This is a genomic window from Bacillus rhizoplanae, assembly GCF_917563915.1.
Lineage (GTDB): Bacteria > Bacillota > Bacilli > Bacillales > Bacillaceae_G > Bacillus_A > Bacillus_A rhizoplanae.
This window is the reverse complement of sequence record NZ_CAKJTI010000036.1, coordinates 1-17,049: the sequence shown is the minus strand read 5'-3', so window position 1 is coordinate 17,049 and position 17,049 is coordinate 1. Positions and strand designations below refer to the sequence as shown.

The 17,049-nt window shown below is 35.6% G+C and carries 13 protein-coding genes, 1 pseudogene and 1 other annotated feature; of the genes and pseudogenes, 12 read left to right on the top strand and 2 right to left on the bottom strand.

The window, feature by feature from the left end; genetic code table 11:
* The first annotated feature begins 108 nt into the window (after nt 1-108).
* Together LRP84_RS19910 and aspS are read left to right on the top strand one after the other, a co-directional pair.
* Nucleotides 109-4,317 (top strand): tetratricopeptide repeat protein, encoded by a 4,209-nt coding sequence (locus LRP84_RS19910; RefSeq protein ID WP_230576672.1) that lies wholly within the window; start codon nt 109-111, stop codon nt 4,315-4,317.
* 145 nt (nt 4,318-4,462) lie between these two features.
* Nucleotides 4,463-4,675: a binding site (T-box leader), on the top strand.
* Between the two features lie 110 nt (nt 4,676-4,785).
* Nucleotides 4,786-6,078 (top strand): aspartate--tRNA(Asn) ligase, encoded by a 1,293-nt coding sequence (aspS, locus tag LRP84_RS19905; protein WP_230576671.1) that lies wholly within the window; start codon nt 4,786-4,788, stop codon nt 6,076-6,078.
* A gap of 57 nt (nt 6,079-6,135) precedes the next feature.
* On the opposite strand, the gene LRP84_RS19900 is transcribed toward aspS, so the two are convergent.
* Nucleotides 6,136-6,933: a lipid II flippase family protein gene (locus tag LRP84_RS19900; protein ID WP_230576670.1), complete on the bottom strand. Its 798-nt coding sequence runs from the start codon at nt 6,931-6,933 to the stop codon at nt 6,136-6,138.
* Nucleotides 6,934-7,144: 211 nt separating this feature from the next.
* Here LRP84_RS19900 and LRP84_RS19895 point away from each other — a divergent pair, with 211 nt between their 5' ends.
* From LRP84_RS19895 to LRP84_RS19875, 5 genes are all read left to right on the top strand, one after another.
* Nucleotides 7,145-7,801, top strand: coding sequence for an HAD family hydrolase (locus LRP84_RS19895; protein WP_230576669.1), 657 nt, complete (start codon nt 7,145-7,147; stop codon nt 7,799-7,801).
* Nucleotides 7,802-8,001: 200 nt separating this feature from the next.
* Nucleotides 8,002-9,198 (top strand): iron-containing alcohol dehydrogenase, encoded by a 1,197-nt coding sequence (locus LRP84_RS19890; protein ID WP_230576668.1) that lies wholly within the window; start codon nt 8,002-8,004, stop codon nt 9,196-9,198.
* 74 nt (nt 9,199-9,272) lie between these two features.
* Nucleotides 9,273-10,712: a GntP family permease gene (locus LRP84_RS19885; RefSeq protein WP_230576667.1), complete on the top strand. Its 1,440-nt coding sequence runs from the start codon at nt 9,273-9,275 to the stop codon at nt 10,710-10,712.
* A 136-nt stretch (nt 10,713-10,848) separates the two neighbouring features.
* The gene (gene tsaA / locus LRP84_RS19880; protein ID WP_230576666.1) at nt 10,849-11,322 is read left to right on the top strand and encodes a tRNA (N6-threonylcarbamoyladenosine(37)-N6)-methyltransferase TrmO; all 474 of its coding nucleotides are present in this window, start codon (nt 10,849-10,851) and stop codon (nt 11,320-11,322) included.
* Nucleotides 11,319-11,759: a GNAT family N-acetyltransferase gene (locus LRP84_RS19875; RefSeq protein ID WP_230576665.1), complete on the top strand. Its 441-nt coding sequence runs from the start codon at nt 11,319-11,321 to the stop codon at nt 11,757-11,759. Before tsaA ends, LRP84_RS19875 begins: the two co-directional genes overlap by 4 nt.
* A 178-nt stretch (nt 11,760-11,937) precedes the next feature.
* Here the strand turns inward: LRP84_RS19875 and LRP84_RS19870 are convergent, their stop codons facing one another.
* Nucleotides 11,938-12,483 (bottom strand): HAD-IIIA family hydrolase, encoded by a 546-nt coding sequence (locus LRP84_RS19870; RefSeq protein ID WP_230576664.1) that lies wholly within the window; start codon nt 12,481-12,483, stop codon nt 11,938-11,940.
* A 231-nt stretch (nt 12,484-12,714) separates the two neighbouring features.
* Between LRP84_RS19870 and LRP84_RS19865 the strand changes: the two genes are divergently transcribed.
* The 5 genes and pseudogenes from LRP84_RS19865 to LRP84_RS19845 form a co-directional block, all read left to right on the top strand.
* Nucleotides 12,715-13,425: an ABC transporter ATP-binding protein gene (locus LRP84_RS19865; RefSeq protein ID WP_230576663.1), complete on the top strand. Its 711-nt coding sequence runs from the start codon at nt 12,715-12,717 to the stop codon at nt 13,423-13,425.
* On the top strand, nt 13,418-14,680 hold the full coding sequence (locus LRP84_RS19860; RefSeq protein WP_230576662.1) for an ABC transporter permease: 1,263 nt from the start codon (nt 13,418-13,420) through the stop codon (nt 14,678-14,680). The genes LRP84_RS19865 and LRP84_RS19860 overlap by 8 nt, the downstream gene beginning before the upstream one ends.
* Nucleotides 14,681-15,055: 375 nt before the next feature.
* Nucleotides 15,056-15,631: a YpjP family protein gene (locus tag LRP84_RS19855; protein ID WP_230576661.1), complete on the top strand. Its 576-nt coding sequence runs from the start codon at nt 15,056-15,058 to the stop codon at nt 15,629-15,631.
* A 136-nt stretch (nt 15,632-15,767) separates the two neighbouring features.
* On the top strand, nt 15,768-16,397 hold the full coding sequence (locus LRP84_RS19850) for an HAD-IB family phosphatase (protein ID WP_230576660.1): 630 nt from the start codon (nt 15,768-15,770) through the stop codon (nt 16,395-16,397).
* Nucleotides 16,398-16,400: 3 nt separating this feature from the next.
* A pseudogene (locus tag LRP84_RS19845) lies at nt 16,401-16,694 on the top strand (VOC family protein); the annotation flags it as partial.
* Nucleotides 16,695-17,049 lie beyond the last annotated feature (355 nt).

The window sequence follows — 17,049 nt, the reverse complement described above, 5'->3', positions numbered from 1 at the left end:
AAAAAACAGAGTGTATGCTCTGTTTTTTCCTTTAAAACAATCATGAGAAAAACATTGTACTATATTTAGGTTATATGTAAAATCGTGAAGAAAGAATGGAGTGAAAAGATGCCAGATTTTGAGAAATTACAGGTATATGTAAAAAAGAAGGAATTTTTAAATGGTATATCGGAAATTCAAAAAGAAGTTGAGGAAATAAGATCGAAAAAATCCCTTTCATACTTGAAAGAGTGGTTAGGTACAATTTCTTCAGAAGAAGATTTTTATACACTTATTCAATTGTTTGATGAAGGCTTGATGCCGTCTTATAGTAGATTTGTTGTGCGATATGCACATCGTCATTCTAATAGCTTTCGTACGCTTACTTGGTTTTGTGATGATTTAATTGATGAACGAAAATCATTAGATGCAGAGGATTTATTAAAAGAGGCATTACAAAAAGAAGGTACCACTGTTGAAAAAGAGCATCTTGCAAAAGCATATTTTGTATTGGCACGCTGCATACTTGAAATGCGCCGTTATGAAGAAGCATATACATATATGAAGAAAGCAGAAGAGTTAAGTGAGATTCCTATTTTTGATAAGTGGGGCTACTTTTATTTATTTAAAGGCGATTGGCTGAAAGCAGAAGAAGTGTTACGAAAAGGAATGAATTGTGAGGAATGTGCAGATACATCAACATATTTATTTGCCGAGTTGCATTCCATGAAAGGAGAACATGAAAAATCATTACAAATCATTACGGAAGCGATGAGGAAATTTCCACAAGTTCCGTTCTTGTATTTAGAAAAGGTGAAAAGATTATATGATAAAAAAGCATATGAAGAGTTGAGCCGAGTTTTACATGAAGTTCAAAAGTTGTTGCCATTTCATAGTTATCAATCGTATTTTTCACAAATATGGGCAGAAATCTATTATACGAAAGGTGATCGGGTTGCTCTGCAAATATTGTTAGAAAGTGAGAATAGTTTAAAAGATTCACCTTATCATAACACACTACGATTTGATGAGAAAAAAGAAGTGATGCTACCGATTACACCTGTCGTGCAGAAAGATAATTATTGTGTGCCTACAAGTATAGAAATGATATTGAAGCTTTTTGGAAAGCACGAAACGCAAGATGAAATTGCTAAGCATATTTTTGATGGAATAGGGTCGAAGTTGTCAAAAACAGTTGAATATGTAGAATCGATTGGTTATGAAAATCGTTTCTTTGTAGGTACAGTGGACATGTATAAAAAATTTATCGATGCTAATGTTCCGATTTTGCTTAGTGTCGATATAGATCATGTTTCACATGTACAATTGTTAGTCGGTTATAACGATCAGCTGCAAGTTTTGTATATTCAAGATCCAAATTTTGCAGAGCGCATTCTTGTCACATATGAAGAATTTGCGAAGCAGTATTTAAATACAAATTATTTATCCATCGCGATTGTTCCAAAAGAGAAAAATGATCTCCTTTCTTCTTTATGTGAAGATGATGATTTGTATTTCCGTCGTATTTTTTCGTTAACAGATCAAATGGAATTTGCTGAACATGACGATGTAGAAGCTTTGTTAAAATTTTTACATGAGCATAAAGAAAATCCGTACACATGGTTATATACGATTAAGCATTTAGATTTACAGGATGGAAAGGAGTTTGTATATAGCTGTATCGAACGTGCTTTACATGCTTATCAGGAATCGGATTATGTGAAACTTCATGCCGCGCAATGCTTTGTGCGTATTGAAGAATTGGAACAAGCATATACAGTATTAGAACAGGTAAAGCATAAAATCGATAATCCATTCTATCACTTCATTCAAGGGCGCATTGCGATGGATGAATCTCGTTCTCACGATATGATTGCAAGTTTTCGTGCGTCGCTCCAACTAGATCCTGACCAGCCGGTAGCTTGGAGTTATATGGGAATTGGCCATATGTATTTAGATGATGTAGAAAAGGCTTTAAAGTACTCGTTCATTGCAGTGAGTCGCCACGAAGATCGTTTTGTTTTCATTAATCATGCCCTTATTTTAATGGATGCAGACCGGGACGAAGAAGCATATGATGTGTTTAATACGCTGCTAAAACAATATAAACGCGACGGATATGTATGGTACGAACGTGCTAGGTGTGCTTATAAATTAGGAAAGTTAAGATCAGCAATCCGTGGACTTCGTATCGGTAAGGAATTAGATCAGCAGCTCCCATTGCCATATATCATGTTAGCTGATATTTATGAAGCAGAACTAGACGATGAAAGAAAAGCAGAAGAGGTTTTACTTGAAGGAATGCAAAATGATGTTCAGTCAGCTGTATTATATGCAAAATTAGGAGATTTGTACTTAGAACGAGAGCAATATGAAAAAGCACAGAAAATGTATGAAACAGGGCTTCAATATGACAAGCAAGATGTGCCTTGTCATCTGGGGATAAGTGAAGTCTACATGAAACAAGGGAGCTATGAAGCTGGAAAACAATATATTTTTAGCTTGAAAGAACAGTTTGCTGAAGATAGTGACTTCCTTATTAATGCCGGGAAAATATTATGGAATGCGGCTATGGATCAAAATATAGAGCAAAGGGAAATAGAATCAGCTTTAACGATAACGGAAGAAGGAATCGTTTGTATACAAAATAATTTCCGAGATGCACTAGAAATATATGTAACGCAGCTGGAGGATACACCATTTTTACAAAGAGGGATTTCGTTTTTAAATACTTTAGTTGAAAAAGATAGTAGTAATATAGATTATATATGCTATTTAGGCATATTACAGGAGTCGGCTGGAAGTTATATAAAAGCCATTCAGCTGTATGAGCGAGCTGCGCAGATGACTGAAGATACATTCCCTCATTTTAGGCTGGGAGAAGCATATAAAGCATTGGAAGAATGGGAAGAAGCAAAGAAGACTTATTTGAAATGTGTACAACGAGATTCTACATTCGCTATTGCTCATTTGAAATTAGCTGAAATTTACTTTGTTGAGGAAGATATAGTAAAAGAGCAGTATCATATGTTTGAAGGCTGTAAATATGCACCTCTATTAGTAAATATGGAACATTTAGCAAATATATCAGTAAAAGTTGAGCGTCATGAGGAGCTGATTGCGGCTTTAAACAAAAAGAAAGGTATTGTTTCTGAATCATGGCGTTTGAATAGTCTTGCATATGTGTACGGTGCATCTGGTGATGGGCAGAAAGAACGTGTTTATGTAGAACAGGCGCTTGCACAGGAAAATGACCATGAAGAGATATTACATCATTATGCGAAAATATTACTTGCCGCACACGAAAAAGAAGGCTTACATGTTATTGAAAATCTTATTATGCAAAATGTTCACAATGAAGAAGTGTATGCAACGTATGTAGATGGATTGCGAACGCAAAGAAAAAGTATAAGTGATAGTTTAGCTGATTTGAAAATATCAAATGAAGAAAAAAGCTATGCGTTTATGTATGCAGCTTCTGCACTTGAACAAAAATTTATTGAACAGATGGAGCAGGAGGAACAAACAGGAGCATTTTTTACAAAAATGTATCGCCGCTTTCGAAAGCGTGCGCAAGATGTACTTTCTATCACTTCTATTATTGATCTTTATGAAACTGCAATCCGCCTAGATCAGAAAAACAAGGCAGCAGTACAGCGGTTTTCCAAATTTTATGTAAATGCTGATCTCATTAATGATGCACTAAAAATATTGCGTAAGTCATTGGGAAATCATTGGAATTATGAAATTGCACATCAACTTGTTATGTTACTTTTAGAACATGCAGATGAAAATAAGGCATGGCTGCAAGAAGCATTGCGTGAAACGGAGCGCATTCTGGAAGAAAGGCCGATGGACGCACCGATTCGAATGCTACAGGGCACGATATTACTTGATTTACACAAGGAAGAAGAAGGAGAACATATTCTCCGTACTTTAACAGAGGATGTTCCGATAATCAGTGGTAGTTTTATGTATTTAGGTGCTCTTTACAATAAGCAAGAGCGTTACCGTGAAGCGATTGCTGTATTGGAGAAAGGATTAGAGCATCACCCAGAAGAGGATGAACTATATACTGGGCTCAGTGTTTCCTATCATTTAAACGGTGATACGGAAAAAGCGTTACAGCTCATGAATGATGTATTATCGATTGACGAGTCCCATTTGAATGCAAGATATAATAAAGCATGCTATTTAGTTGTATTGAATCGAAATGAAGAAGCAATTGCTGAATTAGAGCGTGTACTGCAAGAAGATGAAAGCGGCTATTTTGCAGAAGTAATGGAGGACGATCCAGAGTTAATAAGTATTAAAAACTATGTGAAGCAGTATATTTGATATATGTGGGGAAAGTTTATAAATTAAAAGATGATATCGGATGAGTAGAAGGAGTAAGAGAGATAGTTCTTCTAATTACTTTTAAAAAAATAAAGAAAAACAACTTGCAATTCGTCATTCGAAAGGATAGAATATTCCGTAAATATAAAAAGCGATGAGCAGGAAAAGTACATCGTGACCTGATCTACAGAGAGCAATCGGTAGCTGAGAAGATTGTGATGCAGCGTGATGGAAAGACACCTGTGAGCGTTATTTTGAACGTGAATAACTAGTAAAAGTAAACGGCACCTACCGTTATCAGGCGAAAAGTGGTCAATGTGACAATTTGGGTGGTACCGCGGTTAAATCCGTCCCTTATATAGGGGCGGATTTTTGTATTCTTTGAAAGGAGGTGAGCGGCCGTGGATGATGATGACAACGATAATAATAAACATACAAACATACAATTAATAGTAGGAGGCGGAATGTATGAGTCAACAAACGAAGCGGTCGCTTATTAGCGAATGTACATCGCATGAAACAGTTGTGTTAAAAGGATGGGTGAAGAAAATTCGCCATCTCGGAAATATAAGCTTTTTATTACTCCGTGACCGAACAGGCGTCATGCAATGTGTACTTGAAAAAGAATGGGCTGGATATAAGATAGAAGTAGAAAGTGTTGTGCAAGTTACAGGAAAAGTAATTGAGACAGATAAAACGGAACTTGGAGTAGAATTATTAGTTGAGGATGTACAGCTTCTAAACAGTACAGAGCCAATTCCATTTGAAGTGAATAAAAAGAAACTGCAAGTTGGTTTAGACCAAATGTTAAACTCTCGAACGTTGTCACTTCGACATGAACGAGTGCAAGCGATTTTTACAATTCAATCAATGCTTGCCCATGCTTTTAGCGAATATTTACTTCAAAATGATTTTACGAGAATTTTCACACCGAAAATTGTCTCACAAGGGGCGGAAGGCGGAGCAAACGTATTTCAGTTTCAATATTTTGAAAAAGATGCATACTTAGCACAATCACCGCAGTTTTATAAGCAAATGATGGTGGCGGGTGGATTAGAACGTGTTTTTGAAGTGGCACCTGTGTACCGTGCTGAACATCATAATTCATCTCGTCATTTAAACGAATACATTTCCTTAGACGTCGAACTTGCGTTTATTGAAGACTTTTATGAAGTAATGAAGCTTGAAACGGATGTACTTCGGTATATGTTTGAAAAAGTGCAGCAATGTTGTGCTAAGGAGTTGCAGTTGCTTCAAATTGAAATGCCAGTTATTACAGACTTTCCAAAATTAACGGTTACAGAAGCGCAAAACATTTTACAAAAAGAGTATCGAAAAGAATCACCAATAGGCGATTTAGATTCAGAAGGAGAAAAACTGCTCGGGAAGTATGTAAAAGAAACATACCATAGCGATTTTGTCTTTATCACTCATTATCCGAAAGAAACTCGTCCGATGTATACGATGCCAAATCAAGAGAATCCTTCTGTCACAGACTCCTTTGATTTACTGTATAAAGGATTAGAAATTACATCAGGTGCGCAGCGCATTCATAACTATAATATGTTAGTTCGTTCTTTTGAAGAAAAGGGATTAAATGTAGAAAACTTTCAATCCTATATCGATACATTCCGCTATGGATGTCCGCCGCATGGTGGATTTGCGATTGGATTAGAACGGCTTGTATATAAATTTTTAAACTTATCGAATGTTCGTGAAGCAAGCGCATTTCCAAGAGATTGTACCCGGTTAGTACCGTAATATAAAGTGAAATAATCCCCGGTTTTTATACCGGGGATTTATTATGAGACTCTATTTTCAATTCGTAATCGAAATAATCCACAATATCCAATGAGCCCCTGGTACAAGTAATAGCTGCGCAAGTAGTGTTCCTAAAAATCTGGAAATCATCAACCATCCATACATTTTCCCCATTGTTTCTGCTCCGTTCTCTTTTTGAAGAGCTCGTTCGGTTAATAGAGCGATTCGTGGGTCTAATAGTACAGTTAATAAGATTGTTGCAAATCCGTTAACGAGACCAGAAGCCGTACTTGCATTCGTTGCGTAAGCTGGATTTAAAAAAGAGGCGTATAAAGCAGAAAGAACACCTGCTGTATAAATAGCAGTAGCAAACATATTAATGAGCATAATTCGCTTTGGAATACCGCCAACTCGCATCCGATGAATCATTTCCAATTTTGGAAAACGGACATATTTTTTTGTGTATTTTAGTTTTTGAATGTTATTTGTTTTCATCATGCGAATGAAAGAACCGTCTGTTTCAAAGTTTTGAATCACATAGCCAAATAGTTTTGTAAGAGTCGGATACAAAAAGATGGCTAGTAATGTACCGATGGAAGCGGCTAGTAAAATAAGACGAATAGTTCCTTCTAAATTGATAGAAGCGTCTTGCTTTGCTTGATCGACGATACCGCCAAACAAAAAGGCTTGCAGTAAGTTAGATGTTCTCGCAACAAGTAACACAATTCCAACTACAGATAAGGAAACAGCAATCTTTTTTAAGCGAATGCCTGCAAGGCGGATACTATAAGAACTTGTTTCTACTGCATGAATGATAATTGTAAAAACTACTATGAAAATTAATTTTGTTGTCATATGTATTCACCATCTATTACAAATTGGAAAATAAATCTAATCATACATGATGAGAAAGATTTTGTACATCTTGCTTTTTTTGTTAGATGGCGTCTTGTGGGTTATTTATTGACAGAATATTTACGTTTGAATAATTGTTTTGTAAAATAGTGAAGATTGTGGCTAGGATGGGGATGGAAACATATTATAATAACCGAGCGGAGGGGAATATATGTATACAACTTTTTTATTCGACTTAGATGGCACATTAACAGATCCAAAAGAAGGTATTGTAAACTCGGTCACATATGCGTTAAGAAAAATGGGGATAGATGAGCAAGATGATAAAAAATTACTATCTTTTATCGGTCCGCCAATTCAACATTCGTTTGCGAATATATATAGCATGGATGAAAAACAAGTAGCAGAAGCAGTAACGTATTATCGTGAATATTTTCAAGCTAAGGGAATGTTTGAGAATCATGTATACGGACATATTCCCAGTGTATTACAAGATTTAAAGAATGCAAGGAAGCGTTTATTTGTGGCAACGTCTAAGCCAACTATATTTGCAAAACAAATTTTAGAACACTTTCAACTTGCGCATTATTTTGAAGAGATTGTCGGTAGTAATTTAGATGGAACGCGTATTGCAAAAACGGACATCATTCAGCATATTTTACATACATATCATGATTTAGAGAAAGAACATGTGGTTATGGTAGGTGATCGAGAGCACGATATAATTGGAGCACAGCAAGTTGGGATTCATTCTATCGGAGTAATGTATGGATATGGTAGTAAAGAAGAATTAGTGGCAGCGGGAGCTACTCATATTATTGAAGATGTAGAACATATAAAGAGGTTTCATTATGTGTTAGAACAGTAATGGATTAATTAGATTTGTTTGGAAAGACAAGGTCGTCACCTTGTCTTTTTTTGTATAGAAATGTTGTAAAAAAATGACTATATTTGGGATTTAAAAGAGGGATTTTAGTTGCGAAGTGGAATTGTAAAGGTAGTTTGTTATGTAAACTGTTTTTTCTAACATAGCTAGTATAGGGATGAAAAAAGAAGGAGGGGGTATATTTGCAAGGAGTTTCAGAATTTCGAGTGCCTGAGACAGTCTTATATGGAACAAATGCATTAGAAAAACTAGAAGAAAGAGCGATTCAGTATGGTAAGAAAGCATTAATAATAAGCGATTCTATTATGAATGATCTTGGTTATGTAGAAAGGTGTAAGAAAATGTTAGCATCACAAAAAATAGAAGTTGTGACTTTTGTTGATGTGAATACTGAGCCGACAGATGAGCACGTAGTAAAAGCGTTAGCTGCTTGTAAAAAGAATGAATGCGATCTTGTTATAGGACTTGGCGGAGGAAGTTGTATTGATGTTGCAAAGGCCGTTGCTGTTATCGCAACAAACGGAGGGAACATTGGAGAATACGTTGGTAATCAATATCCGATAACAAAGGTCCCTCTAGCTCTCATTGTTATTCCAACGACTGCCGGTACAGGATCTGAAGTTACAAGTGCGACTGTTATTACAAATACAAGCACAGATGTAAAAATGATGATTAAGCACCCGAGTTTTATACCTCAAGTAGCTATTGTGGACCCATTATTAACGATATCTACCCCACCTCATGTAACAGCTGCAACAGGAATAGATGCGTTATGTCATGCGATAGAGGCATATATGTCACGATTCTCACAACCTCTTACTGATATATTTGCACTTTCAGCAATTGAAAAGATTATGAAATATCTCCGTATCGCTTATGAAGATGGCCAAAATATAGAGGCTCGAGAGCAAATGATGCTTGCTTCAATGGAAGCAGGAATTGCTTTTACAAATGCATCTGTAACATTAGTTCATGGAATGTCCCGTCCTATCGGGGCAATGTTTCATGTTCCTCATGGTCTATCAAATGCGATGCTCCTTCCAGCAGTATTAGAGTTTACGAAAGATTATACAGTGAAACGCCTTTCGGATATTGGGCGTAAGATTAGACCAGATTTGAAAGCGTTATCAAATGAAGATTTTGCAAATCTTACTGTTAATGAAATGAAGCATCTTTGTACAGATTTATGTATTCCAAATATGAGAGAGTATGGAATACATAAGGATGAATTTGAAATAGCTATAGCAAAGATGGCGAAGGATGCGCTTGCAAGTGGGAGTCCAAGTAACAATCCTCGTATTCCTTCGTATGAAGAAGTGATTGAATTATATCGAATTTGCTACGATTATAACTTTGTAGATCACGAAGAAATTGTGTAAGAATAAAATCAATTTATGTTAAATAAACTGAAAATTCTATAAAAATTTCCTTGGAAATTACAAAGGAGGAACGTATGGAATTAGTAATTATTTTATTAGCACTTAGTATGCTAATGTTTGTAGCATATCGCGGATTTTCTGTCATTTTATTTGCTCCGATTTGTGCTCTGTTTGCTGTTTTGTTAACAGAGCCGACTTACGTATTACCTTTTTTCTCAAATATTTTTATGGAGAAAATGGTTGGCTTTATTAAATTATACTTCCCTGTATTTTTACTAGGAGCGATTTTCGGAAAAGTAGTTGAAATGTCAGGAATCGCAGAATCTATCGCAAAGACAATTATCCAAATTGTTGGTGTGAAACGAACGATACTTGCAATTGTATTAATGGGAGCTATTTTAACATATAGTGGTGTTAGTGTATTTGTTGTGGCATTTGCTATATTTCCGTTTGCAGATAATTTGTTTCGTGAGGCAAATATTCCTAAACGTTTGATTCCTGGTACAATTGCGCTTGGGGTTCTTACCTTTACAATGGATGCACTTCCAGGAACACCGCAAATTCAAAATGTTATTCCGACAACCTTTTTTAAGACAGATATTTATGCCGGACCATTATTAGGAATTACAGGAGCTATTTTTGTTTTCATAGTCGGCATGGCGTATTTGGAAAGGCGCCGTCGTAAAGCAAAAGCGCAAGGAGAAGGATATTATGGATTTAAAGATGGAAATGCTGAAATGGCAGCATCCATCGAAGTGGAACAAAATGTAAAACCGTCAATCCAAACGGTTGATATTACACCACTTCGTCAAGTGCTTGCATTCGTTCCCCTTATTTTAGTAGGTGTGATGAATAAAGTTTTTACAATTGCTATTCCAAGATGGTATCCAAATGGTTTTGATTTTGCATCCATTGGTTTAAAAAGTTTTGGGAAAGTAGAACTATCTGGGGTACTTGGGGTGTGGTCAGTAGAATTAGCACTTGTAATTGGCATTGTAACAACAATTCTTTTAAATTGGAAGCGTGTATTTGTAGATTTTCAAACTGGGTTAAATGCAAGTATTGGCGGAGCATTACTAGCGGCAATGAATACAGGTGCAGAGTATGGATTTGGTGGCGTGATTGCAGCGCTCCCAGGATTTGGGGTAATTCGTGATAGTATTTCAACAACTTTTACGAATCCGCTTGTTAATGGAGCGGTTACGACAAATGTGCTTGCGGGTATAACAGGATCGGCTTCTGGCGGAATGGGAATTGCATTAAGTGCAATGTCTGATAAATATATTGCAGCTGCAGAGCAATTTGATATCCCATTAGAAGTTATGCATCGCATTATTGCGATGGCATCAGGAGGGATGGATACATTACCGCATAATGGAGCTGTTATTACATTACTTGCAGTAACGGGGTTAACGCATAAACAATCGTATCGTGATATTTTTGCACTTACAATTATTAAAACTGTAGCGGTATTTGTTGTAATTGGAACGTATAGCTTAACAGGTCTTATATAATATTTAGAAAGAAGAGAGAGCTAAGTGCTTTCTCTTCTTTTTTTGCATAATATTATTATGTAAACAGTTGTGTTATTCGTGGAAAGTATTCAGAAAATATATTATAATGTAAGTGGTTACAAAAAGGGGGGATACGATGTTTTCGTTACAACCGATCGCTTTTGTACATAATGAACGAATTGCTGTGGAAGATGATTTGTGGGGAGAAATTGAGTCTGTTATTGAATTGACGGATTCATATACAGAAGAAAGTTTACAAGGGATTGAACAATTTTCACATATCGAAGTTATTTTTTATTTTGATAGAGTAACAGATGACAACATTCAGTACACGGCAAGACATCCTCGAAATAATGAGAAGTATCCGAAGGTTGGTATTTTTGCACAGCGAGGGAAAAATCGTCCGAATAAATTAGGTGCTACGATTGTAAAAGTAGTACGTAGAGAAGGAAAGAAATTAGTTGTGCAAGGGTTAGATGCGATTGATGGTACCCCTATTTTAGATATGAAGCCAGTTATGAAAGAGTTTTTGCCAAGGGAAGAAATTAAACAACCGAACTGGGCAACGGATTTAATGAAGAACTATTGGAAAGGAAGCGAAGAGAAGTGAAAATATATCAAGCATCTATGGAAGACTTACAAGGAGTAGCACCATTATTTAATGAGTATCGTATGTTTTATAGACAAGATTCTAATATAGAAGAAGCAGAACAATTTTTACGTGAACGTTTAGAGCGAAAAGAATCAATTATTTTTGTAGCAGTAGAAGATGGGAAGTACGTTGGGTTTACGCAGCTATATCCTTCTTTTTCTTCCATTTCTATGAAAGAGTTGTGGATTTTAAATGATTTATTTGTGCAAAAAGATGTGAGAGGAACTGGAATAGGGAAAGAACTGCTAAAAGCGGCAAAGCAATTTGGTTTGGAGACAGGTGCAAAAGGGTTAAAACTCCAAACTGAAGTCGATAATGTAACAGCGCAGCGTTTATATGTAGAGAACGGTTATATAAGAGATAGTCGTTATTTTCATTATGAATTAAATTTGTAAAAATCCATATATAACTAGTGATATATAACCAAGCATAGGACGATTCAGTCTCATAACATATGAATATGTAGGGACAAGCTTTTCATAGAGAAATAGTTTTAGTATTTTCATCGTTGAGGTATGCAAGGGCGAATAGAGTATTTAAACAGCAATGCCGTTTTAAATGGCATTGCTGTTTTTATTTTGATATAGGCTGTGTAAAGAGCCAAGAAACAGCGTCCTCTAAATTTTCTGCAATATAATTGGCTTCCATGTTCGCCCATTTATGACGATATGTATGCAGAGCATCGTATCCAGCACCTGTTTGTACTAAAATTGTTGTTGCGCCGACTTTTATACCTGCAACGATATCACTCCAGCGATCACCGATTACAACACATTTTGTTAAATCGAGATGATGTTTTTTCGCTGCTTGAAGAAGCATTCCTGTTTCAGGTTTACGACATGCACAGCCATCACTGTGCCGGTGCGGACAAAGATATATGTCGTCAAAACCGAATGCTTCTAATTCCTCAATAAAGTCTTCTTTTTTTGCTTTACCATCGGCAATACCAGGTTGGTTTGTAAAAGAAAATAGTTGTATATTTTGTTCTTTTAGCTTATCTAGAGCTACCTTAGTAAATGAAAATAACTGAAATTCCCCAGGGTAATGAATCGTCGTATCACCGCCGATTGTACCGTCACGGTCGATGAAAATAGCTTCGATGCCTCGTTTATTTGTCATAGTATATGTCCTTTCTCGTCGTTTGCTAGATATGTTTTAAGAAATGATATTCATTGAATAATAAAAAAATCATTCTGAACTCAGAATATAAAATATTCTACTATCAGTATTGTTTTCCTGCATATGAATTGCATCTTTGCTACGTTTAAGCTTAAAAAGTATTTTTATTGAAAAATATGTTATTATTTTCATAGGAATTTATTGTAATTTTCTGTAGAGGGAGGGGTACATATGCTGCAAGTTAACATAAAATCGGCTGGATATGAAGCTGGAGAGCAAACGATACATAATATTGCTTTTTCAATTGAACAAGGTGAGCTTGTTGCTTTAATTGGTGCAAACGGAGCAGGAAAGAGTACAACAATAAAATCGATTCTTGGATTATTAGCGCATATGGAAGGGGAAATTTCGTTTGGAGATAAAAAGAATCCGTATGCATATGTACCTGAACATCCGACGTATTATGATTACTTAACATTATGGGAACATATTGAATTATTGATGGCTGCCAGGGATGTTGAATCAGGAAGCTGGGAAGTACAGGCAGAAGAGTTGTTACGTACGTTTCGTATGGACAAGCATAAACATGAGTATCTATCGAAGTTTTCAAAAGGAATGAAACAAAAGTCGATGCTTATTTTAGCTTTTTTAACAGAGCCAGACTTTTATATTATTGATGAGCCGTTTATTGGTTTGGATCCGACAGCAACTCGTGATTTTCTCAATTTTTTGTATAAAGAAAAGGAACGTGGTGCTGGCATTTTATTGTGCACACATGTGCTAGATACAGCTGAAAGAATATGTGAGCGTTTCTTATTAATTTCAGAAGGAACTTTATTTGCAAATGGAGATTTACATAGTATTCAAACGCTTGCTAACATGCCAGAAGGCACATTGTTAGATTGTTTTGATGTGATTGTAAGGCGGGAACAACATGATTAGAAAACTATTTTATAAAAGGTTGTTTTATGAGGTAAAACGAAAGTGGAAAGCAGTACGCTCTGTTGTCGATTGGACTGTTGCATTATACTTAATTGTTCCAGCACTTGTATTTAGTTGGATATATTATGCTTCACTTTGGAAGAATGGACCGACATCTGAAGATGTATTATATTGGTCTGCCGGATTTCTTGTGTTTTATGTAGCGACAATTTCAAGAAGTGTACGCTCATTTTTAGAACAAGCAGATAGTTTGTTTTTAATTCAATTTCCAAATCATATAAAACAAATGATGAAATATGGTATGATCTATTCTTTTTTCCGTATTTGTTTCACAAGTGCACTTATAACCATACTGTTTCTACCAATCTTTTTGAAAAGTTTAAAGGGAACTGGCGTACAAGCTTTTTTCTGTTTTGTATTTTTGATTTGTTTTCGTTTCACACTTGCCCTGCTGCAACGTTATATTGATGTTCGATTTCATAAGCAGTGGCAAGTGATAATCATAAAAAATATTCTCTTTTTTGTAGGGATTGTATATATAGGTATAACGTGTAGATACATACTACAACAGTCTTTTTATACGTTTTTTTTCTTTTTGCTTCTCTTTATCATAAGTTTTTTCTTAGTAAAGGAAAAAATGCACTACCATCGCTTCTTCTTTAAAGAAATTGAAAAAGAAAAAGGAGAAGAAATGAGATGGACAACGCAAATTATGACACTGGGAGGCCAAGTACAAAAACCTATAAACGCAGCGAAGCCGTGGTTATTTCCGCGTTCTAAACGTATATTAATAGGAAATAGAAATGATTCTAGAATCATTGAAGCTTTTTTAAAGGAATATTTTCGTTCGGGTGATGCTGGTGGTTTTTACATTCGTATCATTCTTGTTAGTGCAAGTTCGATTTGGCTTACACCATGGTGGATTGCTGCAATCGTTATTTTGTTTGCGTTATTTGCAATATTTCGTTATTCAAGTGATATATGGAAAGGTTTCTCTGGAAAATTACTCCTACAGTTATATTGTTCAGAAGGGAAAAAACTATGGCTTTCACAGAGAGCGAAGGGATATTTATTTTTGCCAGCTTTATTTGTGTATGGAATTGTTACACTAGCGCAATTTTACGTCATGGTTGCTGGAATTTGTGCAGGAGTTGCGATAATAATAACGGTGTGGATTTTATTTATTCCACACAAAAGGGCAGTAAGACTCCCTCCTCAAGACTATGAGCAATCAAAGAAGCTAGGTGGGGGATAAATGTTTGTAAGAGCTAAATTAGCGTCATTTTATCATTAACAAAAAAGAGCTGTGTAGCTCTTTTTTTAATCCGTAATCGACACATACATAAAATAGATGAGAACACAAATGCTTATTGCTGAAAAGAGAAGATCAAGATTCAAAAGGAAAACCTCCTAGTAAAATCAAAGAATAATACTTATTGTATGAAATCTTACTATTCCATATTCAAATCATTACAAATAATATTAACGTTAATAAATTTATAAAGTGCAAAAATTGGCATCATTTTGTATAATGGGAGAAACAGTTATAAAGTGAAACTTCCATCAGTGGGGGGCCTACTGCCCGTTAATGCGGGATAAAAACAGAAGCAAAGAAAGGGAGGGATACAAAATGCCAAATTGGATGAAAAAGATACTCGTCGCGTTAATTACTGTATTTACATTTGGATTAGTAACACCTCCTTCTGCACTGCTTGATAATGCAAAAACAGACAAGCCTACAAAACAGCAAAATCTAGAGCGAACGCCGTATACATTGGATGAAAAACAAAATGAGATAAGCTCAGAAGCATTTCTCTCTTATGCGATGGATGAAGCAGAGCGGCAATCAATGGAGAAATTTGGATCGAAAATTGGGCCAGTAATTGAAGATGAGTTTAAAGGTGTTGTATTGCCGAAAATAGAAGAAGCAATTGCAGAACTTGCAAATGATACACCAAAAGATTCATTACAGTCTTTAGCAATTTCACAAAAGCCAGCTGGTGGGCAACATGAAAAGATTTTTCATGTTTATGATACAAAAACAGGGGATGACTTACTGCGGTTTCACGTAAGACGAGATCATCCGCCGCAAGATGGTTATTATTTTAATTTTCATTATCATCGTTATGATGATGATTTTATAGCACATCACGAGCTTGGTGATATTTATTGGAATACGAATACACCGCCGCAATGGCTTTCATAGGAAAAAAGAACAAGGATATATACCTTGTTCTTTTTTTGGGTAGATAAAGAGAAAGTAAATAAAAGGTAATATCAATTTGAAAGAGAATTCATAAGTTTAAAGAATATAAAAGTAACGATAACAAGGAGCATTCGTAATGAATAAATATATTATTTTTGATTTTGATGGTACGTTAGTGGATTCTAAAGATATCTTTATCCCTATTTTCAATGAAATGGCAGAGAAGCATCGTTTTAAAAAGGTAACAGAAGAGGATGTTGAAGAGTTACGGAAATTATCAATTCCAGAGAGATGTAAATTGCTTCAAGTGCCGCTGTATAAAATTCCTATGTTAGCATTAGAGTTTTATAAGTTATACCAACCATCTGTTCAAAAGCTTACTTTGTTCGACGGGATAAGTGATGTGTTGAAGACTTTGAAACAGAGCGGATATGAAATTGTAATTGTATCCTCGAACGCTGAGGAGCATATTCGAGAATTTTTGCGTCATAATGAAATTGATTATATTCATAATGTTTTTTGTTCTAATAACATTTTTGGAAAAGATAAAGTAATAAAGAAATTTTTAAAAGCAAATAAACTACAAAATTCTGATGTGATTTATGTTGGAGATGAGCTTCGTGACATTGTATCTTGTAAGAAAATTGGTGTAGAAGTGATTTGGGTAAGCTGGGGATATGATGTAATAGAAACGGTACAGGCTGAATCTCCGAATTATATTGTGAATGTGCCAAAAGAAATTGTAACTGTCGTACATTCGAAATAGAAAGTTGGCTGGAAACAACTAAATGAAACAGCTTTTAGTACAGGAAAAACAGAAATTTATTTTAAAGAGATTGGAGCAGAACTTGTACGAACGTTAGGCCCAAGACATATTTGTTATCAGGCAATGAATCGTTCTGTAGTTGATGAAGTAGCATGTTTTTTACATAATGCCCATGCCACAATCATTCGCGGGCCGATAGAAATGAAAGAGTATTCAGAAGGATATTATACAGTCGACTTTTATGATCCGAACGGTTATGTATTAGAAGTTGTGCATGCGCCGAATATGGAGATGTAAATAAAGTGAAACTTCCATCAGCGGGAGTTTTTTCATCCCCCGCTGATGGTTAGTTGAACCAATCGGGCTTTTACGGGCAGTTATCCCCCCTATCTTCCTCGCTTCTCTCTAAATCTTGAGGTGGGGGTCTTACTGCCCGTTAATGCGGGATAAAATGATTCAAGTACTTTCAAGTTAGCAGCACAAACTGTAAAAAAGATTAATAGGATTGTTTTGCGATTCCTTCTATGTTAAGAAAGACAAAGAGCGCTGCATAAATGAATTGCACCCCAATTGTTAGACACAGTCTAACAATTGGAGGTGCAGTTTTTTTATGACGAAATACTCTTTAGAAACCAAGTTATCTGCCGTTACC

Excerpts from the sequence above, each read along its gene's own strand:
- LRP84_RS19910 (WP_230576672.1), top strand. The coding sequence starts at position 109 with ATGCCAGATTTTGAGAAATTACAGGTATATGTAAAAAAGAAGGAATTT.
- aspS (WP_230576671.1), top strand. The coding sequence starts at position 4,786 with ATGAGTCAACAAACGAAGCGGTCGCTTATTAGCGAATGTACATCGCAT.
- LRP84_RS19900 (WP_230576670.1), bottom strand. The coding sequence starts at position 6,933 with ATGACAACAAAATTAATTTTCATAGTAGTTTTTACAATTATCATTCAT.
- LRP84_RS19895 (WP_230576669.1), top strand. The coding sequence starts at position 7,145 with ATGTATACAACTTTTTTATTCGACTTAGATGGCACATTAACAGATCCA.
- LRP84_RS19885 (WP_230576667.1), top strand. The coding sequence starts at position 9,273 with ATGGAATTAGTAATTATTTTATTAGCACTTAGTATGCTAATGTTTGTA.
- tsaA (WP_230576666.1), top strand. The coding sequence starts at position 10,849 with ATGTTTTCGTTACAACCGATCGCTTTTGTACATAATGAACGAATTGCT.
- LRP84_RS19870 (WP_230576664.1), bottom strand. The coding sequence starts at position 12,483 with ATGACAAATAAACGAGGCATCGAAGCTATTTTCATCGACCGTGACGGT.
- LRP84_RS19865 (WP_230576663.1), top strand. The coding sequence starts at position 12,715 with ATGCTGCAAGTTAACATAAAATCGGCTGGATATGAAGCTGGAGAGCAA.
- LRP84_RS19860 (WP_230576662.1), top strand. The coding sequence starts at position 13,418 with ATGATTAGAAAACTATTTTATAAAAGGTTGTTTTATGAGGTAAAACGA.
- LRP84_RS19855 (WP_230576661.1), top strand. The coding sequence starts at position 15,056 with ATGCCAAATTGGATGAAAAAGATACTCGTCGCGTTAATTACTGTATTT.
- LRP84_RS19850 (WP_230576660.1), top strand. The coding sequence starts at position 15,768 with ATGAATAAATATATTATTTTTGATTTTGATGGTACGTTAGTGGATTCT.